This window comes from Kribbella sp. NPDC023972 (genome assembly GCF_040639075.1).
Taxonomy (GTDB): Bacteria; Actinomycetota; Actinomycetes; order Propionibacteriales; family Kribbellaceae; genus Kribbella.
In genome coordinates, this window is sequence record NZ_JBEZZH010000004.1 from 59,595 (window position 1) to 84,826 (window position 25,232).

27 protein-coding genes are annotated in these 25,232 nt (G+C 68.0%); 9 read left to right on the top strand and 18 right to left on the bottom strand.

Annotated features, from left to right (window positions below; translation table 11 throughout):
* Nucleotides 1-200: 200 nt before the first annotated feature.
* From AB0F43_RS17295 to AB0F43_RS17315, 5 genes are all read right to left on the bottom strand, one after another.
* On the bottom strand, nt 201-650 hold the full coding sequence (locus AB0F43_RS17295) for a hypothetical protein (protein ID WP_360476973.1): 450 nt from the start codon (nt 648-650) through the stop codon (nt 201-203).
* A gap of 427 nt (nt 651-1,077) precedes the next feature.
* Nucleotides 1,078-1,884: a hypothetical protein gene (locus AB0F43_RS17300; RefSeq protein ID WP_360476975.1), complete on the bottom strand. Its 807-nt coding sequence runs from the start codon at nt 1,882-1,884 to the stop codon at nt 1,078-1,080.
* Between the two features lie 120 nt (nt 1,885-2,004).
* On the bottom strand, nt 2,005-2,727 hold the full coding sequence (locus tag AB0F43_RS17305; RefSeq protein ID WP_360476978.1) for a class I SAM-dependent methyltransferase: 723 nt from the start codon (nt 2,725-2,727) through the stop codon (nt 2,005-2,007).
* 206 nt (nt 2,728-2,933) lie between these two features.
* Nucleotides 2,934-3,602 carry a response regulator transcription factor gene (locus AB0F43_RS17310; protein ID WP_360476981.1) on the bottom strand — a complete coding sequence of 223 codons (669 nt, stop codon included), beginning with the start codon at nt 3,600-3,602 and terminating at the stop codon, nt 2,934-2,936.
* On the bottom strand, nt 3,599-4,387 hold the full coding sequence (locus AB0F43_RS17315; RefSeq protein ID WP_360476984.1) for a histidine kinase: 789 nt from the start codon (nt 4,385-4,387) through the stop codon (nt 3,599-3,601). Before AB0F43_RS17315 ends, AB0F43_RS17310 begins: the two co-directional genes overlap by 4 nt.
* Nucleotides 4,388-4,524: 137 nt before the next feature.
* On the opposite strand from AB0F43_RS17315, the gene AB0F43_RS17320 reads away from it, so the two are divergent.
* The 3 genes from AB0F43_RS17320 to AB0F43_RS17330 are packed head-to-tail and all read left to right on the top strand — an operon-like array spanning nt 4,525 to nt 8,358.
* Entirely contained in the window at nt 4,525-5,232 is a 708-nt protein-coding gene (locus tag AB0F43_RS17320) for an ABC transporter ATP-binding protein (RefSeq protein ID WP_360476987.1), read from the top strand.
* Nucleotides 5,229-7,565: an FtsX-like permease family protein gene (locus AB0F43_RS17325; protein ID WP_360476990.1), complete on the top strand. Its 2,337-nt coding sequence runs from the start codon at nt 5,229-5,231 to the stop codon at nt 7,563-7,565. Before AB0F43_RS17320 ends, AB0F43_RS17325 begins: the two co-directional genes overlap by 4 nt.
* 40 nt (nt 7,566-7,605) lie before the next feature.
* Nucleotides 7,606-8,358 (top strand): class I SAM-dependent methyltransferase, encoded by a 753-nt coding sequence (locus tag AB0F43_RS17330; RefSeq protein WP_360476993.1) that lies wholly within the window; start codon nt 7,606-7,608, stop codon nt 8,356-8,358.
* 124 nt (nt 8,359-8,482) lie between these two features.
* Here the strand turns inward: AB0F43_RS17330 and AB0F43_RS17335 are convergent, their stop codons facing one another.
* Both AB0F43_RS17335 and AB0F43_RS17340 read right to left on the bottom strand, forming a co-directional pair.
* Nucleotides 8,483-9,355, bottom strand: coding sequence for a nitroreductase/quinone reductase family protein (locus AB0F43_RS17335; RefSeq protein WP_360476996.1), 873 nt, complete (start codon nt 9,353-9,355; stop codon nt 8,483-8,485).
* 94 nt (nt 9,356-9,449) lie between these two features.
* A complete protein-coding gene (locus tag AB0F43_RS17340) occupies nt 9,450-10,115 on the bottom strand; it encodes a lysophospholipid acyltransferase family protein (RefSeq protein WP_360476999.1) in 666 nt (221 codons plus the stop codon).
* 53 nt (nt 10,116-10,168) lie between these two features.
* Between AB0F43_RS17340 and AB0F43_RS17345 the strand changes: the two genes are divergently transcribed.
* Nucleotides 10,169-10,726: a TetR/AcrR family transcriptional regulator gene (locus AB0F43_RS17345; protein WP_360477002.1), complete on the top strand. Its 558-nt coding sequence runs from the start codon at nt 10,169-10,171 to the stop codon at nt 10,724-10,726.
* A 7-nt stretch (nt 10,727-10,733) separates the two neighbouring features.
* On the opposite strand, the gene AB0F43_RS17350 is transcribed toward AB0F43_RS17345, so the two are convergent.
* From AB0F43_RS17350 to AB0F43_RS17375, 6 genes are all read right to left on the bottom strand, one after another.
* Nucleotides 10,734-10,907, bottom strand: coding sequence for a hypothetical protein (locus AB0F43_RS17350; RefSeq protein WP_360477005.1), 174 nt, complete (start codon nt 10,905-10,907; stop codon nt 10,734-10,736).
* 20 nt (nt 10,908-10,927) lie between these two features.
* Nucleotides 10,928-11,749: an endonuclease/exonuclease/phosphatase family protein gene (locus AB0F43_RS17355; protein WP_360477007.1), complete on the bottom strand. Its 822-nt coding sequence runs from the start codon at nt 11,747-11,749 to the stop codon at nt 10,928-10,930.
* A 272-nt stretch (nt 11,750-12,021) separates the two neighbouring features.
* Nucleotides 12,022-12,927: a carbohydrate ABC transporter permease gene (locus AB0F43_RS17360; RefSeq protein ID WP_360477010.1), complete on the bottom strand. Its 906-nt coding sequence runs from the start codon at nt 12,925-12,927 to the stop codon at nt 12,022-12,024.
* Nucleotides 12,920-13,858 carry a sugar ABC transporter permease gene (locus AB0F43_RS17365; protein ID WP_360477013.1) on the bottom strand — a complete coding sequence of 313 codons (939 nt, stop codon included), beginning with the start codon at nt 13,856-13,858 and terminating at the stop codon, nt 12,920-12,922. The genes AB0F43_RS17360 and AB0F43_RS17365 overlap by 8 nt, the downstream gene beginning before the upstream one ends.
* The gene (locus tag AB0F43_RS17370; protein ID WP_360477016.1) at nt 13,855-15,129 is read right to left on the bottom strand and encodes an extracellular solute-binding protein; all 1,275 of its coding nucleotides are present in this window, start codon (nt 15,127-15,129) and stop codon (nt 13,855-13,857) included. The genes AB0F43_RS17365 and AB0F43_RS17370 overlap by 4 nt, the downstream gene beginning before the upstream one ends.
* 137 nt (nt 15,130-15,266) lie before the next feature.
* Nucleotides 15,267-16,346 carry a substrate-binding domain-containing protein gene (locus AB0F43_RS17375; RefSeq protein WP_360477019.1) on the bottom strand — a complete coding sequence of 360 codons (1,080 nt, stop codon included), beginning with the start codon at nt 16,344-16,346 and terminating at the stop codon, nt 15,267-15,269.
* A gap of 77 nt (nt 16,347-16,423) precedes the next feature.
* Between AB0F43_RS17375 and AB0F43_RS17380 the strand changes: the two genes are divergently transcribed.
* Both AB0F43_RS17380 and AB0F43_RS17385 read left to right on the top strand, forming a co-directional pair.
* Nucleotides 16,424-17,038, top strand: coding sequence for a YesL family protein (locus AB0F43_RS17380; protein ID WP_360477022.1), 615 nt, complete (start codon nt 16,424-16,426; stop codon nt 17,036-17,038).
* Between the two features lie 58 nt (nt 17,039-17,096).
* Nucleotides 17,097-18,584: a DHA2 family efflux MFS transporter permease subunit gene (locus AB0F43_RS17385; RefSeq protein ID WP_360477025.1), complete on the top strand. Its 1,488-nt coding sequence runs from the start codon at nt 17,097-17,099 to the stop codon at nt 18,582-18,584.
* A gap of 124 nt (nt 18,585-18,708) precedes the next feature.
* Here the strand turns inward: AB0F43_RS17385 and AB0F43_RS17390 are convergent, their stop codons facing one another.
* Nucleotides 18,709-19,224, bottom strand: a complete 516-nt coding sequence (locus AB0F43_RS17390) for a hypothetical protein (protein ID WP_360477028.1) — start codon at nt 19,222-19,224, stop codon at nt 18,709-18,711.
* A 301-nt stretch (nt 19,225-19,525) separates the two neighbouring features.
* On the opposite strand from AB0F43_RS17390, the gene AB0F43_RS17395 reads away from it, so the two are divergent.
* On the top strand, nt 19,526-22,054 hold the full coding sequence (locus AB0F43_RS17395; protein WP_360477031.1) for a Tex family protein: 2,529 nt from the start codon (nt 19,526-19,528) through the stop codon (nt 22,052-22,054).
* 60 nt (nt 22,055-22,114) lie between these two features.
* Nucleotides 22,115-22,660 (top strand): dihydrofolate reductase family protein, encoded by a 546-nt coding sequence (locus tag AB0F43_RS17400; RefSeq protein ID WP_360477034.1) that lies wholly within the window; start codon nt 22,115-22,117, stop codon nt 22,658-22,660.
* 29 nt (nt 22,661-22,689) lie between these two features.
* Here the strand turns inward: AB0F43_RS17400 and AB0F43_RS17405 are convergent, their stop codons facing one another.
* Entirely contained in the window at nt 22,690-22,899 is a 210-nt protein-coding gene (locus tag AB0F43_RS17405; RefSeq protein WP_360477037.1) for a heavy metal-associated domain-containing protein, read from the bottom strand.
* A gap of 31 nt (nt 22,900-22,930) precedes the next feature.
* Nucleotides 22,931-23,311: a nuclear transport factor 2 family protein gene (locus AB0F43_RS17410; protein WP_360477040.1), complete on the bottom strand. Its 381-nt coding sequence runs from the start codon at nt 23,309-23,311 to the stop codon at nt 22,931-22,933.
* 37 nt (nt 23,312-23,348) lie between these two features.
* On the opposite strand from AB0F43_RS17410, the gene AB0F43_RS17415 reads away from it, so the two are divergent.
* Nucleotides 23,349-23,924, top strand: coding sequence for a TetR/AcrR family transcriptional regulator (locus AB0F43_RS17415; protein ID WP_360477043.1), 576 nt, complete (start codon nt 23,349-23,351; stop codon nt 23,922-23,924).
* 54 nt (nt 23,925-23,978) lie between these two features.
* Here AB0F43_RS17415 and AB0F43_RS17420 read toward each other — a convergent pair whose 3' ends face one another.
* Together AB0F43_RS17420 and AB0F43_RS17425 are read right to left on the bottom strand one after the other, a co-directional pair.
* On the bottom strand, nt 23,979-24,755 hold the full coding sequence (locus AB0F43_RS17420) for a GNAT family N-acetyltransferase (RefSeq protein ID WP_360477046.1): 777 nt from the start codon (nt 24,753-24,755) through the stop codon (nt 23,979-23,981).
* 39 nt (nt 24,756-24,794) lie between these two features.
* A complete protein-coding gene (locus AB0F43_RS17425; RefSeq protein ID WP_360477049.1) occupies nt 24,795-25,214 on the bottom strand; it encodes a helix-turn-helix transcriptional regulator in 420 nt (139 codons plus the stop codon).
* Nucleotides 25,215-25,232: the final 18 nt, after the last annotated feature.

Genomic DNA, 25,232 nt, shown 5'->3' on the forward strand with positions numbered 1-25,232 from the left:
CCGGGACCGGAACGGATCCGGCAGCGTCCTCGGGGCCGTTCTCCCCGGAGTCCTGGTCGTCGTCGTTGGTGCGGCCCAGAGCAGCCTCCGAGTCGCTTGGCGATGTCCCGCCGGATCGGGTCCGTCAGGTGCTGGTACGGAGCAGCCATCGACGTTCCCCGCCCTTTCCACACCCTGACAAGAGCGCGACGATTAGCCCTTCAGCTCGGGCTCGGCAGCCATGGTGGGGTGGGTGGGCGTGGTGACCGCTCCCTCGTCCACGGCGCGCAACCGAAGCTCTCGAATACGTCATCGGTGGGCCGGATAGTCACGACCTCATGCGCGCCGAAACGACTCGCGACGACCTTGCCGGAATCGAACCGGGCCCAGAAGCAGCCGAGCGTGGTGCTGCTGTACGTGCCGGGCAGGATGTTGATACCGAGCTCGAACCTGCCGTCCGTGTTGATGGTCGGCCAGCCGGGCGTTGCCGTTGCCGTCGTGGTGACTGTCGGCCCCGGGACAGAGCCGTCCGCTGTCGAAGTTGTGGAGCCTTCTCCGGCGCCTCCAAGCACGAACCCGAACACAAACGTGAGCACGCTGACACCGATCGACGTCGGCCATCCCCATCGGACGAATGGCTGCAGTTCTTGCGTTTCCTCGGGCTCGGACATGGAAATCTCTCACTGACTTCAGGTCAACGCCTGTAGATCGTCACGTCGGCTTCTCCGCCATTCATGGCGCAGGTTCAAGTGACGCTTTGCTTGGCGTTGAAGTCGTGTCCAGCGCCGTCGCCCACCGCCGTGGGTTGTGCACTCTCTTGTGCGTGTCGCGGTCAGACACTACGTACAGGGTGCCTTGGGGCGGAGATTCGCAACATCGGGTGATCGGATGACACGCAGGACGACAGATGTCATCCAATCACCCGACACACGGCGCCGTGAACGAAGTCCGGCTGCCTCCGTTCGGCGCTCGGTTGTTGTCTTGAGGTCCTGCTCCGCATTTTGTGTATCGGCATCCCAGCCTGTCCTCTTGAGTGGGCAGATGGTGAGGCTGCGCTGTGCCCGATCGGACGACTCCAGCGTTCACGGGCGTTCGATGTCAGTGGAGGGTTCGGTAGATGGTGCGGCCGTGGATGAGGAGGAGGCGGCCGTCGTTGCGGAGTTGGAGGACTGTGCCGGGGCGGCGGGAGTCGATGAAGTAGGTTTCCTCGCCGTTCTGGTTGTAGGTGGAGAACCTGCCACGGACGCCGATCGAGGCCGACGAGTTCGGACAGCCGGTGACGTTGGTGCTCCACAGGACGGTCTTGCCGTACTGGAGCAGGACCAGGTTGCCGTCGGTGCGCATCTGGACTGTGTAGACCCGGTTCGTCGAGTACATCGTCACGTCGCGCCCGTACGCGTCCAGGCCCCGGAGCTCACTGCCCGGCATCAAGGTCCCAAGCACCATGTGGCGGTTCCAGACGGCCTTGCCGCGGGTGTTGTACGTCGCCAGGTTGCCGGTGTCCGGAAGCACCAACTTGGCGCCGGGGCTGTATGCCCCGATGGACCAGATCCTCGTCCGGCCCCAGATGATCTGCAGCGTGCCGTCCTTCGCCATCACCAGTACGGCGTTGTACCGGTAAGTGCCCGAGGACCACAGCACCACCGATGAGCCCCTCTGCCTCAACGTCACGTTGCCGTGCGACTGCATCTGCAGCGTGTAGACGCCGTTCGCCGAGCGGATGTACTGACCGGCCTTCAGCGACTGCCCCGGCAGCAACGTGCTCGCCACAGTCGCCGCCTGCGCGGTCGAAGGGGAGATGGTCGTCGCGTTGGCCGGCGCGGTCGCCAGCACAGCGGTCCCGATGGCAGCCGCGATGCACACGGCAAGCGCGGCACGCAGGCGGGACAGTCTGTTCTTGATCATGCGGTGATTCCCCCTTGTCCATCCCCGAGAAGCCTTGAGGGTACGACGCCGACGGTGCAGTCACGGTTCGAGAACTCAGCGGGTGAGGTCCTCCATGATCACGAAGGCCCGCTGACGAGGTCAGAGGGTGGCGATGACCCGCATGGAGCCGCTGGTTACCCGGATTCTCCGGGTGCGTATGAAAGGAAGGCGTTCGACGGGTGGGATCAGCCGGGAGACGGGGTGCAGGAGTTCTCGCAGGCGGCTGGCGACGAAGGGCACGGCGTAGTACTGATAGGCGGGGTCAATCGCCCGGACGGTGAAGCCGGTACGGCGTAGCAACTGAGTGATCGTGCCCGGGTCGTAGTAGCTGACGTGTTCCGGGATCTTGAACGAGACCCAGCGGGAGCCGGACACGCGGGCCAGCAGGCTCTTGATGTTGGGAGTGACGAGGACGATCAACCCGCCGGGACGCAACAGTCGACTCGCGTTCTCCAGGAACGCGCCCGGATTGGTGAGGTGTTCGATCACGTGTGAGCCGAAGATGACGTCGTACTGCTGCTCCTGGATCTCCGGCACCTCTTCGAGAGGTCCACGGAACACGCGGCCGGGATGATGTTCGGCGGCCCATTTGACGGCGTCAGGTGACAGGTCGATGCCGTAGGCATCGTACCCAGCGTCCAACGCACATTGCAGGAAGTAGCCATAAGCACAGCCGACCTCGAGCACCCGTCCCGAGGGCACGAACTCGGCGATCCGGCGTACGTCCTCGCGGAAGGTCGCCAGGTACTCGAGCTCCTGATGCTCGTACTGCGAATACCCCGAGCCGCCGTCGCCGTCGAAGTACGAATCGCTTTCATACAAAGCGTGCAGGGTCTCGGCGGTGGGTGTGGGCAAGAGTTGCACGAGTCCGCATGCCGGGCATTCTTCGATGCCGTAGCCGTCCTTCACCGCACGCGGGCGGAACGGTCCGATCCGTGCGCACAGAATGCACGACCCGTTACTCGTGGAGACACATCCCCTTTGCTGACGTGGGGACTGTAGTTCGTACCGTTGTCAACGGCAATGGTTCAGGACCCGCCCGGCGAGACCAGCCCGGTTTCATAGGCGAGTACGACGGCCTGGGCCCGATCGCGGAGCGACAGCTTCGCGAAGATCCGGGCGACGTGCGTCTTCACCGTCGCCTCACTGAGCGTCAGCTTTGCGGCGAGCTCCGCATTGGACAACCCGTGGCCCATCAGCGTGAGCACCTCGAGCTCTCGCGGCGTCAGTACGGCGAGATCGCGATGGACGGCGGGCTGGGTAGGACCGTGTTCCCCGACCGCGAACCGTTCGACCAGCCGTCGAGTGATCGACGGCGCGAGCAGAGCATCGCCTGTGGTGACGAGGCGAACCGCTGCCGCCAGGTGCTCGGGCGTGACGTCCTTCAGCAGGAACCCACTCGCTCCCGCGGCCAAAGCGGCGTACACGTAGCGATCCAGGTCGAACGTCGTCAGCATCAGCACGCGACAGTCCGGTGTCTGCGCCAGGATCCGGCGGGTGGCTTCCAGGCCGTCCATCGTCGGCATCCGGATGTCCATGAGTACGACGTCCGGCCGCAGCCGCCGGACGGCGTCGACCGCCTCGCCACCGTCGCCGGCCTCACCGACGACCTCGATGCCGCGGGCGGTAAGGATCATCCGGAAGCCGATCCGCACCAATGCCTGGTCGTCGGCGATCACCACTCGCGGTTCTCTCATGGGCGTTCCAGCGGGATCTTGGCCCGGACGCGGAACCCGCCGCCGAGTCTGCGCCGAGCATCGAGGTCACCGCCGTACACGGCGACCCGCTGACGCAACCCGAGCAGACCCCGGCCTTCTCCCTCCGGGCCAGGCGAACGCCCACCGGACAGCACGCTCGGCCCAGTGTTCAGCACCTCGACGCGCAGCGCGTGGTCGGCGTACCGCACCGTCACCTCCGCCTTGACCCCGTTGCCGTGCTTGAGCGCGTTGGTCAGCGCCTCCTGGATGATCCGGTACGCCGTGACGTCGACGCCGGCGGGCAACGGCCGGGGATCTCCCGAGATGCGCACCTCCACCGGCAGGCCCGCGAACGCGATCCGGTCGATCAGCGGGCTCAACCGGCTCAGGCTCGGTTGCGGCGAGAGCTCTTCGGCCGAGCCGTCCGACGACGGCGCGAGCAGGCCGAGCAGGTGCCGGAGCTCGGTCATCGTGTCGCGACCGGCCGCTTCGACCGCGAGCAAGGCCGCCTCTGCCTCGGTCGGTTCGGTCGCGAGCACGTGCCTGGCGGCTCCGGCCTGGATCAACATGACGCTCACGTTGTGACTGACGATGTCGTGCAGGTCGTGGGCGATTCTGGCCCGCTCTGCGTCAACCGCGTGCTGTGCCGCGCTCTCCCGTTCACGCTCCAGCAACCAGCCGCGTTCCTGGAGCGCCCGGGCGTGAGCACGCCGGGCCCGGACGAGGGCGGCCGCCAGCGTCAAGGCCACCAGGCAGGCGATGACGAGCAGCCAGATCGTGATCACAAGGACCACTGTCCCAAGGCCGTGGTGATTCCGCATCATCCGCAGGTGGCACGCCGTACATCCCCAGGATGACGGGCCGCGAACGTTACGTCGCCAGACTGACGCCGACCGAGCACCACCGGCTCTAGCGTGAACGCATGACGGATGCAGAAGGCAACGAACAGGCGGTCGTGCGGCTCAGCGGAGTTCGCAAGGAGTACGGCGAATCCATCGCGCTGGACGGGGTGTCGCTGGAGATCCATGCCGGCGAGGCGGTCGCGGTGATGGGACCGTCCGGCAGCGGCAAGTCGACGCTGCTCAGCATGGTGGCGGGCCTGGACCGGCCGACCTCTGGGTCCGTCGTGGTCCACGGCGAGGATCTGGGCGCGCTCGACGAGAAGGGCCTGGCGCTGTACCGGCGCCGGCGGATCGGCATGATCTTCCAGTTCTTCAACCTGCTCGACGATCTGTCCGCGCTCGACAACGTCGCACTGGCCGCGCAGCTGACCGGGACCTCCGCGTCGAACGCCCGGCAGCGCGCGCTGGAACTCTTCGAGGAGCTCGGCATCGCCGGACGACGCAACACGTACCCGGCCCAGCTCAGCGGTGGCGAGCGGCAACGGGTCGCCGTCGCGAGGGCGCTGATGAACCGCCCGGCCGTACTGCTGGCCGACGAGCCGACCGGCGCTCTGGACACCCGCGCCGGCGAACAGGTGATGGACCTCCTGCTTGACCTCAACCAGATCGGCCAAACCCTGCTTCTCGTCACGCACGACCAGCAACTCGCCACCCGCTGCGCCAGCCGGCTGATCGAGGTCGTCGACGGGCAGGTCGCCCGCGAGCGCACTCTGGAGCGTACGCCGTGAGCGCCGTCTGGCCGGTCTCCCGAGCAGCGGTACGACGGCGCAAGCTCCAGACGATCGTGATCGGTGTCGTCGTCGCGCTGTCCACCACGATGATCGTGGTCGCACTAGGACTCCTGGCAGCCTCAACCGGACCCTTCGATCAAGCGTACGCGCGGCAGAGCGGTGCGCATCTCGTGGCGACGTACGACCGGAGCAAGGTCTCGAACGGTCAGCTCACCGACGCCGCCAAGCAGTCTGAGGTCGAGGCAGTGGCGGGACCGTTCGGTCTGACCACTCTGGATCTGGACAAGGATGGACGTCCGCTGGTCGTGGTGGGCCGGGCGGACGCTGGTGGACCTGTCGACCGCCTCAACGTCTGGGAGGGCCGCTGGCCCGACAAGCCCGGTGAAATCGTGCTCAACCGGAACCCGATCACCTCCGGCAACCAACGCGGCGCCGCGACGCTGGGGACGCAGCTCACGGCCGGCGGGACCACGCTGACCGTTGTCGGGTTCGCCTACAGCGTGAGCGAGTCGGCCGACGCGTGGGTCACGCCTGAGCAGATGACGGCGTTGAAGCCGACTGCCAGTCAGATGCTCTACCGCTTTACTCACGCCACGACCAACACTGAGGTCTCGGCGGGGCAGTCCGCGGTGATGACCGGTCTGCCGACGGGTGCGCTGCTCGGCACGCAGTCGTACCTCGCGCTGCGCGCTACTGCCACCGGCGAACCGAACACGTTCGTTCCGTTCCTGATGGTGTTCGGCTGGCTCGGTCTGGCGGTTGCGGTGCTGATCGTCGCGAACGTGGTCAGTGGTGCGGTGGTGGCCGGCTTCCGGCATATCGGCGTACTGAAGGCGCTCGGGTTCACGCCCACCCAGGTGATGGCTGTCTATCTCGCGATGATCTCCATTCCGGCTGTCGTCGGTTGCGCGCTGGGCACGGTCGTCGGGAATGTGCTGGCAACTTCCTTGCTGGCAAGGGCTTTCGAGAACTACGGCGCCGACGGGGTGAGCGTGCCGATCTGGGTGGACGTGGCGGCGCTGCTCGGCGTACCACTGCTGGTCGCGCTGTCTGCGCTGGTGCCGTCGCTGCGAGCTCGTGGCTTGTCGGCGGCCCAGGCGATCAGTGCGGGAAGCGCGCCGCGGGCCGGACGAGGGCTGCGGGCTCAGCGCTGGCTGAGCGGTACCCGGCCGCCGCGGTCGGTCAGCCTTGGGCTCGGGCTGCCGTTCGCCCGTCCTGCCCGTACGGCGCTGACGCTGGCAGCCGTCGTACTCGGTGTCACGAGCGTGACGTTGGCTGTCGGCCTCGGGAAGTCGTTGACGAGCTACCAGACCGCGGCGAGCCGGACGGGCGCGGTCGACGTGACGATGTCCGCCGGTACGGCGGAGAGCGGTCCGCAGCCCGATCCGCCGGGGGCAGTACCGGCGCCGGAGCGGCAGGTTGCCAAGCTGAGCGACCCAGCCGACGAGGCGTTGCTGCGATCGTCGGGAGCGCAGTACGTGACCGCGAGCCGGAACCTGCCGATGCGGCTGGCCGGGACGAAGCAGGATCTCCGGGTCAGCTTCTACCGGGGCGATTCGGAGCAGATCGGCTACCGGGTGCTGGAGGGGCATTGGTTCGACGGACCGGGTCAGGTGGCCGTGTCCGAACGGTTCCTGCGGCAGCACGGTCTCTCGGTCGGCGACACGATCACGCTGGAGTCGAAGGGCAAGAGCACCCAGGTGAAGATTGTTGCCAAGGCGCTCTACAACTCGGGCGAGGAAGTGCTCTCCAACTGGGAGACGCTGGCACTGACAGCACCGGACCTGCGGGCGACCATGTACGAGATCCAGCTCAAGCCGGGGACCGACATCGATGCGTATGTCAAAGCCGTGCAGGCCGGCGACCCCGGACTGCAGGAGGTCCCAGGTCAGGATCCGGGCAAGTTCGTCGCGATCGTACTGGCGACCGTCGTACTGCTCACCCTGATGCTCGGGACCGTGGCTGCGCTGGGTGTGTTCAACACCGTCGTACTGAACACCCGGGAACGACGGCGCGACCTCGGCATGCTCAAGTCGATCGGCATGACGCCCGGCCAGGTTACTGTGATGGTGGTGACCTCCATGGCCGCCCTCGGCGCCATCGGCGGTCTGCTCGGCATCCCCCTCGGCATCATCGCCCACCGCCTCGTAGTCCCCGCCATGGCCAACGGCGCCCAGGTAGCCCTCCCCTCCTTCATGCTCGACGTCTACCCCGTCCCGCTCCTGGTCCTGTTCCTCCTGGCCGGCATCGCCATCGCCGCCCTGGGCGCCTACCTCCCAGCCCGAACGGCCGCCCACACCACCATCGCCAAAGTCCTCCACAACGAATAGCCGGCCGACGGGTGTTACGTCGTACGGGAGACTGTGGCGCATGGATGAGGTCGTGCGGAGCAATCGGGAGGCTTGGGAGAAGGCTTCGACCAAGCACGTGCTGGAGTACGACGACCTGCTGGAGGAGGCGCGGAGTGATGCGCGGCTGTTCGAGCGGGAAGCGGAACTCCTCCGGCCGTTGCTCGACAGTCGGCCGACGGTTGTGCATTTCCAGAGTGGTCACGGGCTGGACGACGTCGCGCTGGTGAAGGCGGGGGCCCATCAGGTAGTTGGCGTGGACTACAGCTCGGTGGCCGCCGGGGCAGCTCAGCGTCGGGCGGTCGAGCTCGGCCTGAGCTGCCGGTACGTCGTCGCCGAGGTGCCCGGCGTACCCGTGAAGGACGGGTGTGCGGATCTCGTCTACACCGGCAAAGGTGCGCTGATCTGGATGCGCGACATCGCCGCCTGGGCACGCGATGCCGCCCGGGTACTGCGACCAGGAGGTCACCTCTTCGTGTACGAGGCGCACCCCGCCGTGCCGTTGTGGACGTGGGACGAGGACGAGCCGCGGATCCGCCCGGACCGCAGCTACTTCGCCCCGTCGCACATCAACGACACGTTCCCGGCCAACGGCGCGCAGGAGTGGCAGTGGAACCTCGGCCAGATCGTCACTGCCGTCGTCGCCGCCGGGCTGGAGATCAAAACCCTCGAGGAATACGCCGAGCCGTTCTGGCGCCCCGCCGACGGTCACAACGCCGCCGCCTGGTCCGGCCGGCTGCCCAACTCCTACGCCCTGTTGGCCCGCCGGCCCTGAATCACCAGATCGCAGCCGGGCGGCCGGCCAGGCGCCCCGCGACAGGGCAACCCGGCCGGCCTCGACAGCCTCGTCGTACACAGGCCAACGCTGATCCTCGTCGGCCGCCGAACGCAAGAGCTGGCTACAGGTACGGCAGGAGTTCGGCCTCCTCGTAGTCCAGGTGGGCGGTGAGAGAACCGATCAGCCGGTCCACCTGAGGGAGCAGATCGGGGGACGGATCGGAGAGGTGTTTCTCCAGCTCTTCCAGGAGTACGGCGATCTGGTCGTGTTCGGACTGGAGTACGGCGATCACGTCGGCCAACTCGGGGTGCTGAGCTGCGAGCGCCGGGAAGAGGCCGGCGGATTCACCGGTGTGGTGGTAGTGCAGGCCTTGGCAGAGCGTCAGGCAGTTGATGCGGAGCTGAGCGCCCAGACCTGCTGTGCCGGAGGTGGCGACTTCCTTGCGGATCAGGGCCAGTTCGCGCCGGAAGGTGGTGTGGATGAGCTTCAGGGTCTCGCCGAACGAGCCGCCTCCCTTCGGTGGGCCGGGATGCGGAACCAACGCCACGACCGGGATCGTGCGGCTGGTTCGCGCTTGGTACTCACCCCATCCCGGGTCCGCCTCGACCAGCCGGGGGAAGACCTCGTCGCGTTCGGCAGCGGGCAGGACGACGGCCGTGGCCGGGTAGGTGAACAAGCCGGTCTCGACGGTGACCTCGGGATGGGCGACCAGGTTGTGGTACCAGTCCGGGTGCTTGGGACTGCCGCCGGCCGAGCCGACGACGAGGACGCGATCGCCATCCGGGTAGTAGCCGAGGATCGCGGTGTGCGGCTTGCCCGAGCGAGCACCGGTGGTGGTCAACAGCAAGTATCTGCCGTCGTCGACCTGGCCGGCGTTCGCCCGGAAGTTCTCGATGATCTGGTTCAGGATTCGCTTCTCTCTCGTGGATTTCAGGCATGCGGAAATGACCTTGTCTACAAAGAGAAACGAGAGGCGGGCCGCGAGCGGCCGCACCGGCGCTCAGAACGCGGCCGGGACCCCAACTCGTGAATGGCCAAAGGCCGACCCGGCAGTCACGTGGTGAAGCTTAGCCGGGGAAGGGTCCGAATCACGAGGCCCGGCGGGCGTAGGTGTCGACGTACTCCTGCTGCGAATGGGACTGCAGCACGCGCATCAGGTGGTCGGTCGCCTGGCGGACCACCGGCTGGCTGAGCGGACGGCCGGCGTACGGCGACAGATCGAGCGGCGGGCAGATCTTCAGGTGCACGTGGCCGAAGTGCCAGCGGCGGGAGTCCGGCGGGTTCACCTGATCGGTGCCGGTGACAACGACCGGTACGACGGGCGCACCTGTGGCCAGGGCGACGCGCATGACGCCGGTCTTGCCGCGGTACAGGCGGCCGTCACGTGAGCGGGAGCCCTCGGGGTAGATGCCCCAGATCCCGCCGGCTTCGAGGATCGCGGTCGCGGCGGCGAGCGCGTTCTGTGCGGCGCGACCGCCGGAGCGGTCGATCGGCACCTGGCCGGCGGCGGTGAAGAACCAGCGGATCAGCCGGCCCTTGAGGCCGGCCCCGGCGAAGTACTCCTGCTTCGCGACGAACGTGATCCGGCGCCGGACCAGCAGGCACAGATACAGCGAGTCCGCCAGCGCGAGGTGGTTGCCCGCCACGATCACCGGCCCGGACCGCGGGATGTGCTCCAGCCCTTCGACCGTCGGACGGCCGACGAACCGCAGCAACGGGCCGGCGAAGACGTACTTGAACAGCCAGTACCACACGGGTCCTCCTGGAATGGCACGGGTAGACACTGTCTACGCGACCATAGTAGACAATGTCTACTGTGACCAGCAGCCCGTTGCGCGACCGACTCGTCCAGGCCGGCGTCGAACTCCTCGAGGAAGAGGGCCTCGGCAACCTGACGCTGCGCGCCATCACCCGCCGTACCGGCGTCTCTCACGGCGCACCGCGCCGCTACTTCCCTACTCACAACGCCTTGCTCGCGGCGATCGCCGCGACCGGCCTGGAAGATCTCTCGGCCCGCCTCCAGGCGGCGGAAGGCATTCCGGAAGAAGGACTGATCGACGCGGCTCTGCGCTACCTCGGGTTCGCCGCCGAACGTCCCGGCATGTTCGAACTCCTCTTCAGGCACGACCTTCTGGAAGGCGCCGGCGGCAACCTCAGGTCGCGCTCACTCCCCCTCTTCCAGCATTTCGCCGACCTCGTCGCCCAGGCCCGCCCCAGCACCCCCGACCCCCGCGACCGGGCAATCGCCCTCTGGACCAACATCCACGGCCTCGCCACCCTCCGCGCCACCCGTGCCCTGGACCTCCTGGGCACCACCAACCTCACCCCCCTCGTACAGCAGATAGTCCGCAGCCACCTGCGGTAGCCGACCCTCAGCCGACGCGCAGGGACAGGCTGAGCTCGTCGAGGTGGATGAACCGGTTGTACGCCGTCTCGTTGCCGTCGTCCTCACGCCGGATGACAGCCAACTGCCAGATCTGCCGGCCGCCGGGCAGCCAAGGCTCACGCACACTCGTGGTTTCCAGGTCGACGAAGAGAATCGGCATGCCGCCGAGTATTCCGGCGATCAGAGGACCGAGTACTCCAGATCGGCGAGTACGCCGAAGTGGTCGCTGAGCCAGACGCCGTCGACCGGTCCGTCTCCGATCAGCTCGGCCCGCAGCACCCGGGCCCGGGCCTCCGGATGGGAGTGCGCGGAGCCGACGAAGATGTAGTCGATCCGGCGCCGGTGCCGCGGCTGGCCGACCAGCCGCTCGATCTCGTCCGCCGCGAGCGGATTGGCCACGGTCCAGGTGAAGCCGGTGCCATTGCCGCCCACCACCCACGCATCGTGGTACTGCGTACTGCGCCCACCGAGCGCCTGCAGCCCGGTCAGGAACCGGATCCCGGCCGATTTCGGCGTCGCGTTCAGATCACCGGCGATGATCGACGGCAACCGGAAGCGATGGCGTTCATCCAGTTCGACCGCCGCCAGCAACTGCTGCTCGCGAGCCGCAGCGTGATCGAGTCGCCACGGCGTCGCGGGGTGCACGAACAGCAACTCACCCAGCGCCGGTACGTCGACCGCCGCGGCCAAGGTCCACCAATGCACCTGCGAGTCCGCCGAAGCGCGATGCTCCTGTACGTCGACCACTCGATGCGGCCACCGGGTCGCGAGCGCCGTACCGTCGTTCCAATCGGTGTCGAGCACCCCGGCCTGGTGTGTGGTGTGGGCCAGCCCGGTGCCTTCAACCAGTTGGGCGAGCTGATCGCTGCGGCTCGGGTAGCAGACCTCCTGGAACGCGACCAGGTCCGGCGACAACCGCCGGAGCTCGGCGTTGATCAGCTCGGTACGACGGGGGTCGCCGGCGTCGTGCTGGACGTTCAGGGTGAGCACGCGGATCCGCATGTCACCTCTGGTTCCCCGACGGCGACGGTCTACTCACGGTCGCCTCGCGGATGCGAAACGTAACTCCGCAGGGCTCCGGGAGAAATCATCCGGAAAGTCGGGCAGAAATCCGGAGGAATGATGTAACGGCGGCCACACTGTGACGATAAAAGGGTGAGCGACCCGGCGGGGGGACCGAGCGGGAAGCTCCGGTGCTTCTTCGGGACCACCGCATGTTGTGGGGGGCCTCGCAGGTGCTCACCCGGGGCGGGGTGAGCACCTGTTCGAGGGTTTCAGCCCTTGATGCCGACGTTCGCCATTCCTTCGATGAAGCGCTTCTGGGCGAACACGAACAACACGATCATCGGCAGCGCGGCCAGCGCCGTACCCGCCATCAGGTAAGGCCACTGGATGTCGTCCTGGTTCTGCGCGAAGATCGCCAGCCCGAGCTGCAGCGGCCGCATCGCGTCCGAGGTGGTGATCATCAGCGGCCAGAGGAAGCCGTTCCAGGCCGCCTCGATCTGGAACACGCAGATGGTGATGAGGGCCGGCTTGATCAGCGGCGTCATGATCCGCCAGAAGATGCCGAACTCGCCGAGCCCGTCGACCCGGGCCGCCTGGGCCAGCTCGTCCGGCAGCGAGACGTAGAACTGCCGGGCCAGGAAGGTGAACAGCGGCGCCGCGCCGAGCGGGATGATCAGGCCCCACCAGGAGTTCAGCCAGCCGATCCCGCCCTGGCCGAGGATGTTGTTGCCGCCGAACAGCGGGATCGACTTCACGATCAGGAACAGCGGTACCAGGATGATCTGGAACGGCACGAGCAGCAGCACGATGAAGTAGTTCAGCAACGCCTTCGAGCCACGCAGCGGCAGTTTCGCCAGCGCGTAACCGGCCGTCGTACAGACCGCCAGGGTGAACGCCGTCTCGCCGACCGCGATGAGCAGGCTGTTGCGGAAATAGCGCAGGAACGGCGCGGTCTGCATCGCCTCGGTGAAGTTGCGCCAGCGCAGCTCACCCGGCAGCCAGGAGAACTGCATGATCTCCTGGTTGCTCTTGAAAGCGGTCAGCAGCATCCAGGCGAACGGCGTGATCATCAGGATCGAGCCGACGGTCAGGACGGCGTACAACAGGATCCGGCCGATCCGGATCGACGACGGCTTCGGCGCCGCCGCCGGGCCGGCCACAGTCACGCTAGTCATTGGCATCCGCCTTCTGGAGCAGGCGTCCGAGGCCGATGAAGATCGCGATCACGACCATCATGATCACGGTCTCGGCGGACGCGTAGCCGAGTTTCAGGTCCGTGAACGCGTTCTGGTAGATGTCCAGCACCAGCACGCGGGTCTCGGTGCCGGGCCCGCCCTGGGTCATCACGTAGACCAGGTCGAACACCTGGAAGGTGCCGACGATCGAGGTGATCAGGACGAAGAACTGCACCGGGCCGAGCGCCGGCCAGGTCACGTTGGCGAACTTCTGCCAGCGGTTCGCGCCGTCCAGGTCGGCCGACTCCAGCAGGTCGCGGGAGACGCCCTGCAACGCGGCCAGGTAGATGATGATCTTGGTCCCCAGGCCCTGCCAGACACCGATCACCATCAGCGACGGCAGCGCGGTGGCCGGGTCGGACAGCCACTGGGTGGGCGCGAAACCGAACAGGCTGAGGAATCCGTTCGCCAGGCCGGAACCCGGGTTGTAGATCCACAGCCAGATGGTGGCGATCGCGACCGTCGCCGTCACCGTCGGGATGTAGAACGCGGTCCGGAAGAAGCCGAGCGCCCTGATCTTCTGGTTCAGCCCGACCGCGACCGCCAGCGCGACCGCCATCGACACCGGGATGACCACGATCGCGTACAGCACCGTGTTGAACAGCGAGGCCTGGAAGTCGACGTCGCGGAAGAGGTCGGTGTAATTGGTGAACCCGACCCAGGCCCACGAGTCGCCGAAGCTGTAGTCGGTCAGGCTCAGCACGAGGACGGCGACCACCGGAATGACGATGAAGACGGCGGAGTGCAGCAGGGCCGGCGACAACAGGATCCAGCCGGCCCGGGCCTGACCGCGGATCAGCGTCCGGCGGTCCCTGGCCGGCGCGACCTTGCGCGAAGTGTCAAGTGCGGGACGTTCGAGGGTTGTACTCATCGTGACTGCCCTGCCAGGTTGTTCAGCACCTTGGCGGGATCCTTCTGGCCGAGGACCGCCTGGGTGAGCTGGATGTCGAAATTGCCGCGCATCTCGAGCCAGTTGGACGGCACCTCGTTCTCGTTGACCGCGTAGACCAACCCGTCGGCGACGAACTGGCTCAACGGGTTCGACTTCGCCTGCGGTGAGTTGCTCGCGTCCTTGTAGGCCGGGATCTTCTTGTTCAGCTTGGCGACCGCGTCCAGCGTGGTCGGCTTGGTCAGCGACTGGATGAAGGCCCAGGCGGCGTCCTTGTGCCGGCTGCGCGACCCGATCGAGGCCAGGTCGCCACCGACGTACTCGATCTGCTTGCCGCTGTCGAACCGGAAGAACTTCAGGTCGTCACAGGTCTTCTGCCCGACGCCCTTCTCCGAGCAGTCGACCGCGCCGGCGACGATGCCCATCGCGGCCTCACCGGTGTAGACGAGAGGTTGCTGGGACGCGTTCCGCTGGCCGTACGGCTGGACGTTGTTGATCATCGACTTGATCCACAACAGCGTGTCCAGGCCTTCCTTGTTGTTGAAGTTCGGCTCGCCGCCGACGTAGAGCGGCGTACCGGTGGAGGCCAGGAAGGTGGTGAACGACTGGCGGAAACCGGTCGGCGAGGCGAGGTCGAAACCGCTGCGGGTGATCGTCCCGTTGGCGTCCCGCTTGGTCAGCTTCTCGGCCGCCACCTTGATCTCGGCCAGTGAGGTCGGCGGTTTGTCCGGATCGAGACCGGCCTCGCGGAACGCGCTCGTGCGCAATGCGACCGCGCGGGCGTCGGCGAGCAGCGGGTAGGCGTACAGCTTGTCGTCGTACGTCGCCGCCGGGATCAGCGCGGCGATGCTCTTCTCCTTGATCACGTCGGGCGTGACGCCGTACTGGGCCAGGTCGAGGAAGATCCGCTTCGACGCGAACGGCTGGACCCAGCCGACACCGGTGACCATCACGTCGTACGGGATACCGGCCGCGATCGAGGTGGACAGCTTCTCGTTCAGATTGGTGTACGTCGCGAAGTCCGGCTCGACCTTCATCTTCGGATAGGTCTTGTGGAAGTCGTCGACGACCTTCTGGAACTCCGCCCGGCCCTGGGTACTGGGCGGGAAGGACGGGATCAGCACCCGCAACGTCCCGGTGGCCTCGGCCGGCGGGACGCCGTCCGTGCTCTTGTCGATCACCCCGCTGCCACAACTGCTGACGACGACCGCGAGCGCGGCGGTCAGCATGGTCAGTCCCACACCACGTCTCACAGGGGAGCTCCTTCGCTGCCTGTTCCGGCCAGGGTGCGGTGATCAGACCGTCACCCCAAGTGCAGCGAAAGTATGGGAAAGGGCTTTCCTCGTCAATAGCTCGGCGCTCGAATGATCACTTTCGATCAGTTCCGGAACTAGACCGATCGAAGTTCCAGGCTTGGCCGGGCGGCGGCGCCGCAGGAGGTGCGGATGTTGAGGTCGGGCAGCAGGCTGAGGTGCTGCACCGGGCCCGGCCCGGACTGGAGCTTGCGCAGGAGCAGCTCACAGGCGGCCTCACCGAGGGCGAACTTCGGCGGGCAGACGGCAGTCAGCGGTACGACGGCCAGCGCGGCGGTCACGTCGTTGTACGCGATGACGGCGAGATCCTCGGGCACCCGGAGTCCACGCTCCATCGCCCGCTCCACCAGCCGGGCGCCGTGCTCGTCGGAGTGCACCAGCACCGCCCGGCTGCCGAACGACTCGCACTCGGCCAGGAACGCGTCGAGCTGCGCCACCGCGGCCGGATCCTCGCCATGCGCCGGCAGATCCACCGGGGACAAGAACAGCTCGACGTCCAGCGTGGACGCGGCCGCCTCGATCCCGCGTCGCAGCCAGTACGCCGTCACCGTCGCCTGCAGGTTGATCGCGATCCGCCGATGACCGAGCGAGACGAAATGCCGCAGCGCCAGCATCGCGCCGTACGCGTGGTCGGTGCGGACGTGGTCGTACTCGCGCGCCACCTGCGGGAACCCGAACGCCCGCTCCATCAGCACCACGGGTACGTCGATCGCGTCCAGGCGGGAGCCGAGTTGGTCCGCGTCGCCGTCGCCGAGCGCGGTGCTGATCATCAGCCCGGCCACGCCGATGCCGAGCACCCGCTCGATCCGCTCCTCCTCCTTCACCGCGTCGTACCCGGACACGCCGAGCACGAGGCGGGCGCCGTACCGCTCGGCCATCGCCTCGGCGCCGCGGATCACGTCGGAGTAGTACGTCGCCGCACTCGGTACGACGATGCCGATCGTCAACTGGCTGCCGGACGCGGTCCGGCCCTCCGGGCTGGTGCCGATCGCGCCGCCGTGCACCCGGCGGAGCAGGCCGGCCGAGTCCAGCTCGGCGAGGTCCCGGCGTACTGTGATCGCGGAGACGCCGAGCTCGGCGACCAGCTCGGCCACCCGGAGCCGGCCGTGCCGCCGTAGGCTCCGCAGGATCAGCTCGTGGCGCTCCGGTGCAAGCATGTAGTCCCCTGGTGTCTCACGTGATTGAACGTGATCATACGATCAACATCGGTCCACGCGGAACGAGGAGGCAATCGGTGGAAGGTGCCGGCCGGACCAACACCGTCCTGGCGAAGCTGTCCATGATCGGCGACCTGCTGATGCTGCAGCTGGTGTTCCTGGTCCTCAGTATCGGCATCGTCACCCTGTTCCCGGCCGCGTTCGCGATGCAGCGGGTACTGCCGGACGCCATCAGCCAGGACCGGCCTGCGTTGCTGCGGCGGTTCTTCCAGCAGTTCCGGTGGGCCTTCCGGCGGTTCTGGCTGATCGGGCTCGGCCTGTACTTCGGCGGGATCGCGCTCGCCTTCGGCCTGGCCTTCTGGGCGTACAGCGACGGCGTGGTGCGGATCTTGGCGCTGGCGGTGCTGATCCCACTGACCGGGATGATCGTGGGCCTCTACCTGAGTGCGCTCGCCGTACTGCCGGAGGTGGGTGAAGAGACCACCACGAAGAGCCTGTTCCGGTCCGCGAACATCTTCCTGCTCCGCCGCTCGCTGCCGGTCGCCGGCGGGGTGGTCGCCCTGTTCACCTGGTTCGCGCTGGTGTCGCAGGTGGTGACGCTGTTCGTGATCGGATCCGGCCTCGTCCCGGCGCTGATCGCGCACTGGATGGCGAGGCCGGCCAGAAAAACTTCCGGCGACGTGTCAATCTGACCGGTTCTGGTTCGACGTATGGGTGTAAGGCCCCTACGGACCAAGGAGAGAACCGGAAATGGACGCGACGACCGAGACCCTGGCGACGACGCCGGCCGCGCAGGGCGGCCGCTCGCGCTGGCTGGCCCTCTACACGCTGTGCGCGGGCATGTTGATGATCGTGCTCGACGTCACCGTGGTGAACGTGGCCCTGCCGGCCATCCAGGACGATCTGGGCTTCACCAGCTCCTCGCTGGCCTGGGTGGTGAACGGCTACCTGATCGCCTTCGGCGGCCTGCTCCTGCTGGCCGGCCGGCTCGGCGACCTGCTCGGCCGGCGGAACGTCTTCGTCGGCGGCCTGACCGTCTTCACCATCGCCTCGGTGCTGTGCGGGCTCTCGCAGTCGCAGGAGGTGCTGGTCATCGCCCGGTTCGTCCAGGGTGTCGGCGGCGCGCTGACCTCCGCGGTGATCCTGGGCATGATCGTGACGCTGTTCCCCGAACCGCGCGAGCAGGCCAAGGCCATCGGCGTCTACGCCTTCGTGGCATCGGCCGGCGGCTCGATCGGGCTGCTCGCGGGCGGCGTGCTGACCCAGGCGATCAACTGGCACTGGATCTTCTTCGTCAACCTGCCGATCGGCGCGCTGACCGCCGTACTGGCGATCCGGCTGATCGAGAAGGACAAGGGTCTCGGGATGGGCCGCGGCACCGATGTGCCGGGAGCCGTGCTGATCACCGCGGCGTTGATGGTCGGCGTGTTCACCATCGTCAAGCCCGCCGCCGAGCTCGGTTGGACCGCACCCCGCACGCTCGTCCTGGGCCTGGTGACGGTCGTCCTGCTGGCCGGCTTCATCGTTCGTGAGGCGACCGCGGCCAACCCGCTGGTGCCGCTGCGGATCTTCCGCTCCCGCAAACTGACCGGCGCCAACCTGATCCAGGCGCTGGCCGCCTCGGGGATGTTCGGCATCTTCTTCCTCGGCTCGCTCTACCTGCAGCGCGTCCTCGGGTACGACGCTCTCGAGATCGGGCTGGCGTTCCTGCCGACCACCGTGGTGATGGGCCTGCTGTCGGTGAGGTACTCCGACAAGCTGGTCATGCGGTTCGGTCCGCGCCGCCCGCTGATCGCCGGACTGGTGCTGATCGTGGTCGGTCTGGCCCTGTTCACCCAGGCGCCGGTCGGTGGCAACTACATCGTCCACGTGCTGCCCGTGCTGGTTCTGCTGGGCCTGGGCGCCGGCATCTGCTTCCCGGCCCTGATGGGTCTGTCGATGGCGGACGTGAAGCCCGAGGACGCGGGCCTGGCCTCCGGCCTGATCGGCACCACCGCCCAGGTCGGCGCCGCCCTGGGCCTGGCTGTCCTGGCCACCCTGGCGGCCACCCGCACCGCCGGACTGGACGCGGCCGGCAAGGCTCCCCTGCAAGCCCTCACCTCCGGCTACCACCTGTCCTTCGCGATCGCCGCCGCCATCGTCACCGCCGCAGTAGTCATCGCCTGCACCCTGATGCGCCCGGCCAAGCAGCCGATCGAGACAACCACCGAAGAAGACCTCGCCCTCGAAGCAGCCTGACTCCGGTACGACGAACTCCCCGCAACCACGCCGGCTGCGGGGAGTTTCGTCGTACCCGGCTCAACTGGAGCTCAGCCACCGCAAGCGTGATCAGGGCGCCAGTCCCGGTCGACCCGGTGGTTGGTTACCTGCGGTGGCGGGCGGGGGTTTCGGTGTACCACTGCCACCAGGACAGGCCGCGGCGGCGGGCGCTGATGGTCAGGAGCAACATCGCCAGGAAGAGGAGCGCCACGCCTGCGCCGAGAAGGCCTTGACCGAGGCGGGGAGCGTCCTTGTCCGCGACCCACTGACGGGCGTCCTCCATGGCCAGCACGGTCGTGGGATCGGACTGGCGGTAGACGAGGCGCAGAGGCATCGCGTACCGAGTGCCGGGATCGGGCGCCTGAACACCTTCCGGCATCCCTTGGCGGTCGTCGTTGATGTGGTCCAGGGAGGTCCGGATCCGGTCCACCCCGCTGGCCGTGAAGTCGACCCGCACCTCGGCGATGGACGGACGGCCTGCCCCACCGGTGACCTCGACCTGGACCGAGTCGGCCACCGTCTCGATCCCGTCGTCGAGCAGCTCACGGCTCAGCCGCTGGCGGGAGGTGGCATCGGCCAGCACCAGTACGCCGAGCAGCGCCAAGACCAAGGCTGCCACGCCGATCCACGTCGGCCCGCGCCCCGGGGACTCGGCGCTCCGGCTCATCGACTCGCCGCCACGACCGTATTCAGCCGCGTGAGGATGCGCGGCACGACGCGCGGTGGCTCCAGCGTCCGCACCACGAACCTGCCGAACTGCCCCATGCGTCGTTCCTCCCAGGTCGTGGCGTGATCATCGCACGGAAGTTGTCCACAGGGTGAGGGATCGGGTTTCGGTGTGGGGGGTGGGATGGGGAAGGATATGGCCCACGCGGGTGCGGGTCGCCCGGGGCAAGTTGTCGGTAGAGGGGAATCGGACAGTGGTGGTGCAGTCGGTCGAGCAGCGGATCGCCAGTGAGCTGGAGGTCGGCGAGAACCAGGTGCGGGCAGCGGTGGCGCTGCTCGACGAGGGGTCGACGGTTCCGTTCATCGCGCGGTACCGCAAAGAGGTCACCGGGATGCTCGACGACGCGCAGCTGCGCACGATCGAGGAGCGCCTGCGGTACCTTCGCGAGCTGGATGAGCGCCGCCAGACGGTGCTCGAGTCGATCGCGAGCCAGGGCAAGCTGGACGACGCGCTGAAGGAGCAGATCCTTGCCGCCGACACCAAGTCGCGGCTCGAGGACATCTACCTCCCGTTCAAGCCCAAACGGCGTACCAAGGCGATGATCGCCCGGGAGGCCGGGCTGGAGCCGCTCGCCGACGGGCTGCTGGCCGACCCCGACGTGGAGCCGTTCGCGGCGGCCGCGGTGTTCGTGAACCCCGAGGCCGGGGTGGCCGATGCGCAGGCGGCGCTGGACGGCGCGCGGGCGATCCTGGTCGAGCGGTTCGCCGAGGACGCCGACCTGATCGGCGAGCTGCGCGAGCGGCTCTGGACGCAGGGCCGGCTCGCCTCGGCCGTCCGGGAGGGCAAGGAGACCGAGGGCGCGAAGTTCTCCGACTACTTCGACTTCGACGAGCCGTTCACCAAGATGCCGTCGCACCGGATCCTGGCCATGTTCCGCGGCGAGAAGGAGGACGTGCTCACCCTGACGGTCGAGCCGCTCCCGGCCGGCGTCGAGCCCGAGGGCCCGACCGAGTACGAGACCACCATCGCCCGCAAGAACGGGATCGAGAACCAGGGCCGCCCGGCCGACAAGTGGCTGGTCGAGACGGTCCGCTGGGCCTGGCGGACGAAGATCCTGGTCCACCTCGGTATCGACCTGCGGATGCGGCTGCGGCAGATCGCCGAGGACGAGGCGATCCGGGTGTTCGCGGCCAACCTGCGCGACCTGCTGCTCGCCGCCCCGGCCGGCACCCGCGCGACCATGGGCCTCGACCCGGGCTTCCGGACCGGCGTCAAGGTCGCCGTGGTGGACGCGACCGGCAAGGTGGTCAACACCGGCGTCATCTACCCGCACGTCCCGCAGAACCAGTGGGACAAGTCGATCGCCACGCTGGCCGCGCTGGCCGCCGCGCACAACGTCGAGCTGATTGCCATCGGCAACGGTACGGCGTCGCGCGAGACGGACAAGCTGGCCGCCGAGCTGATCGCCAAGCACCCGGAGCTCAAGCTGACCAAGGCGGTCGTCTCCGAGGCCGGCGCGTCGGTCTACTCGGCCTCCGCGTTCGCCTCGCAGGAGCTGCCCGGGATGGACGTGTCGCTGCGTGGCGCGGTCTCGATCGCCCGCCGGCTGCAGGACCCGCTGGCCGAGCTGGTGAAGATCGACCCGAAGTCGATCGGCGTCGGGCAGTACCAGCACGACCTGCCGGAGAACTCGCTGTCCCGCTCCCTCGACGCGGTCGTCGAGGACTGTGTGAACGCGGTCGGCGTCGACCTGAACACGGCCTCCGCACCGCTGCTCACCCGGGTCTCGGGTATCACGCCCGGCCTGGCCGACAACATCGTGCTGCACCGCGACCAGAACGGTCCGTTCAAGTCCCGTACGGCGTTGAAGGAGGTGGCGCGGCTCGGCCCGAAGGCGTTCGAGCAGGCGGCCGGGTTCCTCCGGATCCCCGACGGCGACGACCCGCTGGACGCGTCCAGCGTGCACCCGGAGGCGTATCCCGTCGTCCGCCGGATCCTCGACGCGACCGGTCAGGACGTGAAGTCGCTGATCGGGTCGGCGGCGCTGAAGAAGCTGAACGCGGCGGACTTCGTCGACGACATGTTCGGCCTGCCGACGGTAACCGACATCCTGGCCGAGCTGGAGAAGCCGGGGCGGGACCCGCGGCCGGCGTTCAAGACCGCGGTGTTCGCCGAAGGAGTGGACAAGATCGCCGACCTGAAGCCGGGGATGCGGCTGGAGGGTCAGGTCACCAACGTGGCCGCGTTCGGGGCGTTCATCGACATCGGCGTCCACCAGGACGGGCTGGCGCACGTGTCGGCGCTGTCGAAGAACTTCGTCAAGGACCCGCGCGAGGTGGTCAAGCCCGGCGACATCGTCAAGGTGAAGGTGCTCGAGGTCGACATCCCGCGCAACCGCATCTCCCTTACCCTCCGCCTCGACGACGAGCCCGGCAGCGGCCCCGGCGGTCGCCCGGGTGACCGCGGTGCACGCGCGGGCGGTCAAGGTGGCCAAGGTGGTCAGGGCGGCCGTGGTCAGGGCGGCCGTGGTCCGGGCGGTCAGGGCCGCGGGCCTGCCGGCGGCCCGGGTGGTCAGGGTGGCCAGGGTGGTCGTGGGCCCGGCGGTGGTCAGGGCGGTCGTGGGCCGGGTGGCGGTCAAGGCGGACGTGGTGGACGCGGGCCGGGTGGCCAAGGTGGGCGTGGCGATGGACGCGGCGGCCGCGGCGGTTCGCAGAGCGAGACGCCGATGGACGAGACCTCGCTCGCGGACGCCTTCCGCAAGGCGGGTTTCACGGTCCGCTGATGTCGAGGGGCGGCGATCGAGTCCGACGTACCGGCTGAACCTATCGCTGGAGGAGAGCTGATGCGGGACCTGATCGTCACCCAGAACATCACCGTGGACGGCGTCGTCGAGGCGGGCCACTGGTTCGACGCGGGCGGCGGTGGATCGGACCTGCTGGATGTGCTGAACGAGCAGGCGTCGCGGGCGGACGCGTTCCTGACCGGGCGGCTGACGTTCGAGGCGATGCGGGGATTCTGGCCGCAGCAGACGGACGACACGACCGGTGTCACGGCGTATCTCAACCAGGTGCACAAGTACGTCGTTTCCACCACGCTGCAGGAGCCCGGGTGGGAGCCGACCACGATCCTGCGCGAGCTGGACGACGTACGCCGGCTCAAGACCACCACCGGCCGGGACATCGTCTGCACCGGCAGCATCAGCCTGGCGCACGCAGTGATCGCGGCGGGTCTCGTCGACGAGTACCGCCTGTTCGTCTACCCGACCGTGGTCACCACCGGTCGCCGGCTCTTCCCTGACGGCATCCCGCAATCGCTGCGGCTGACGGAGGTCAAGTCCTTCGAGTCCGGCATCGTGTTACTGACCTACCGGCCTTTGCCGGAGGGCTGAATGGTCGGTGCTCAGGGCAACTTGTACGTCTACGGCTGATCAAGCTGGTAGCCGGCCGCCTCGACCGCTGCTCGGACGGCGGCCGGATCGAGCGCGCGTTCGCTCACCACCGTGACCAGTTCGGCCGGCAGATCGATCGCGACCGACTCGACCCCCGGTAGGGTCTCGAGCTCCTCGGTCACGAACCGCACGCAGTGCCCACAACTCATCCCCAGCACGCGGAACTCCTGCGAACTCATCGCGTACCCGCCTCCCGGGTCGCCTGCGTACTCATCGCGCACTCACCTCGCGCGTCGCCTGCGTCGTTCGGCGAATGCGCCCATCCGGGGCCAGTTCGCCGAACAGGTACACCTCGGTCGAGATCGTCCGCCCCCGCCGCATCTCCGCGTGCACTGTGAACCGCGCCGCCAGCCGGTCCCCCGATCGCATCGCCTCATGAACGTCGTACTTCCACGCCACCAGGTTCTTCCGCACCGGGCGCAGGTGGTCGATCAACCGCTGCCGGTCCAGCGTCACGCCGTCGGCGATCTGCTCGACATCAGGCGTGTAGTACCGATCCACGATCGCCCCCGCGTCCCCACCCGCGACGACCTCCCGGGTGAACGAGTCGAAGAAGTCCGCGACGAACTCCCGCACACTTAAATCTGACATGCTGTCAAAGCTAGCTCGGTCGGCTAACCTTGACAAGGTGTCAAAGGATGAGCCGGTACGGCGGAGGCGACGCCGAGCGGACGCGGATCGGAGCCGGACGGCGATCCTGACCGCCGCGATCACGCTGCTGGACGAACGGATCGACGCGAGCATGGAGAGCGTTGCCGAGGCCGCGAGTGTCACCCGGCAGACCGTGTACGCCCACTTCCCGTCGCGCGACGTACTGCTGAACGCGGTCGTCGACGAGCTCACCCGCGAGACGATGCAGGCGATCGACGCCGTCGATGTCGATGACGGGCCGGCGGTGGACACGATCCTGACGTTGATCGACCTCGCCTGGCGCGGTTTCGAGCAGCACCCGTTACTGCTACACCTACCGATGTCGGTGCAGCGGGACGACCGCCACGGACCCGTGGTCGAGCGGTTTGAGCGACTCATCCGCCGCGGTCAACGCGCGGGCGAAATCCCCCGCGATTTGCCTGTCGCCTGGTTGGTTTCAGCCCTGATCGCGCTCGGTCACGCGGCCGGCGAGGCCGTGGCCGCCAACCGCCTGCCGGCGAAAAAGGCGTCCACCTCGCTTCACACCAGCGTCATCCGACTGCTGACACCGTAATCAGGCCAGAGGTTGGCCGCCGGCGAAGACGATCTCCGCGCGCAGGTTCATGACTCAGCGCAGGTCGGCGAGGTGACCGCCGGGGTCGCCCAGGTGCACGGCGGTTGCCTTGGGGGCGCAGCCGAGCCGACGGTAGATGCGGTCGGCGCCGTCGTCGCCCGGGGTGAGCCAGGCGAGTGTCGCGCCGGCGCGGTCGAAGGCCTGCTGGGTCGCGTACGCCGTCGCGATCGCTCCGAGCCCACGACGGCGATGACTGTGGATGGTGCCGACACCGGCCACCTCGGTGACAGCGTCCGCCACCGCGGTCCAGGAAGCGCTGGCAGCGGCGACACCATCGACACGAACGAGGACGCAGCCGCCGTCGACAGGATCGGCATGCCGGGTGAAACCCGCGCCGTCCATCTCGTAGGCGTCGGCGGACACCGAGTTCGCCTCAGCCTGCTCCTCGTCGGTGGTGACCAGCTCGACGGTGACGCCGTCCGGAAGTTCCGGGAGGGTGAGGCCGTCCGGCTCGACCGCGAGCAGCGGCGGGCGGGAGACGATCGTCATGCCATTGGCCTCGAGCGCTTCGGCCAGCCCGGGATTGGCTTCGTCGACGAGCTCGGCGCTCAACCAGCGGCCTTCGGTGGCGAACGCCTGGCGGATGATGGCGAGGGCCCACGGGACCTCGGCCGGCTCGAACGGCTTGCCGGGCTCGGCCGCGAGCATGCCGGACAGGTACCAGACATCGTCCTCGTGCAACAACCCGACCAGCGGCCCGGCGACCACCTGCCGCTTCGATCTCGTCGCTCCGGCCAGCTGAGCCGCGGCAATCCGCGCACCGATCTCCATGCTCGGACCCTACGGGGACGGACGGCGCCACTCGACTGGTTATCCCCGGTCGGCGAGCAGGAGCAGGTCCAGAAGACGGTCGAGGTCGGCTGTCGCAGGCGGGCGACCGAGGACGGCGGCCAGGGAGTCGAGGGTTTCGGTCAGGTGGGCGCGGATCGTAGCGCGAGGGCGGGACTGGGCGGCGGCGAGCTTGGCCACCACCTGGGCGGCTCGTGGGTAGGCGGTCAGGAGATCCGCGCCGACCGACGGCAGAGCAGGCGGCGGCTCATCGGAAATGCTCACCTCGAGCTGGGCGCCGAGAGCGGTGGCGAGGCGGTCGAGGGCGGAGACGGTCGGGTTGCCGCGACCGTTCTCCAGGTTTGCGATGTAGGGGACGGACAGGCCGGCGTCGACCGCGACCGACGCGATCGTGCGACCGGCGGCCTTGCGGCGCTCGCGGAGTACTTCGCCCAGTTCCACGACGTCAGCCTATTCTCA

Bases quoted from the DNA above. Each gene is read 5' to 3' on its own strand.
- AB0F43_RS17375 (WP_360477019.1), bottom strand. From the start codon at position 16,346: ATGCTTGCACCGGAGCGCCACGAGCTGATCCTGCGGAGCCTACGGCGG.
- AB0F43_RS17420 (WP_360477046.1), bottom strand. From the start codon at position 24,755: ATGGAGATCGGTGCGCGGATTGCCGCGGCTCAGCTGGCCGGAGCGACG.
- AB0F43_RS17385 (WP_360477025.1), top strand. From the start codon at position 17,097: ATGGACGCGACGACCGAGACCCTGGCGACGACGCCGGCCGCGCAGGGC.
- AB0F43_RS17405 (WP_360477037.1), bottom strand. From the start codon at position 22,899: ATGAGTTCGCAGGAGTTCCGCGTGCTGGGGATGAGTTGTGGGCACTGC.
- AB0F43_RS17365 (WP_360477013.1), bottom strand. From the start codon at position 13,858: ATGAGTACAACCCTCGAACGTCCCGCACTTGACACTTCGCGCAAGGTC.
- AB0F43_RS17350 (WP_360477005.1), bottom strand. From the start codon at position 10,907: ATGCCGATTCTCTTCGTCGACCTGGAAACCACGAGTGTGCGTGAGCCT.
- AB0F43_RS17400 (WP_360477034.1), top strand. From the start codon at position 22,115: ATGCGGGACCTGATCGTCACCCAGAACATCACCGTGGACGGCGTCGTC.
- AB0F43_RS17295 (WP_360476973.1), bottom strand. From the start codon at position 650: ATGTCCGAGCCCGAGGAAACGCAAGAACTGCAGCCATTCGTCCGATGG.
- AB0F43_RS17320 (WP_360476987.1), top strand. From the start codon at position 4,525: ATGACGGATGCAGAAGGCAACGAACAGGCGGTCGTGCGGCTCAGCGGA.
- AB0F43_RS17310 (WP_360476981.1), bottom strand. From the start codon at position 3,602: ATGAGAGAACCGCGAGTGGTGATCGCCGACGACCAGGCATTGGTGCGG.
- AB0F43_RS17330 (WP_360476993.1), top strand. From the start codon at position 7,606: ATGGATGAGGTCGTGCGGAGCAATCGGGAGGCTTGGGAGAAGGCTTCG.
- AB0F43_RS17300 (WP_360476975.1), bottom strand. From the start codon at position 1,884: ATGATCAAGAACAGACTGTCCCGCCTGCGTGCCGCGCTTGCCGTGTGC.
- AB0F43_RS17345 (WP_360477002.1), top strand. From the start codon at position 10,169: ATGTCTACTGTGACCAGCAGCCCGTTGCGCGACCGACTCGTCCAGGCC.
- AB0F43_RS17355 (WP_360477007.1), bottom strand. From the start codon at position 11,749: ATGCGGATCCGCGTGCTCACCCTGAACGTCCAGCACGACGCCGGCGAC.
- AB0F43_RS17410 (WP_360477040.1), bottom strand. From the start codon at position 23,311: ATGTCAGATTTAAGTGTGCGGGAGTTCGTCGCGGACTTCTTCGACTCG.
- AB0F43_RS17360 (WP_360477010.1), bottom strand. From the start codon at position 12,927: ATGACTAGCGTGACTGTGGCCGGCCCGGCGGCGGCGCCGAAGCCGTCG.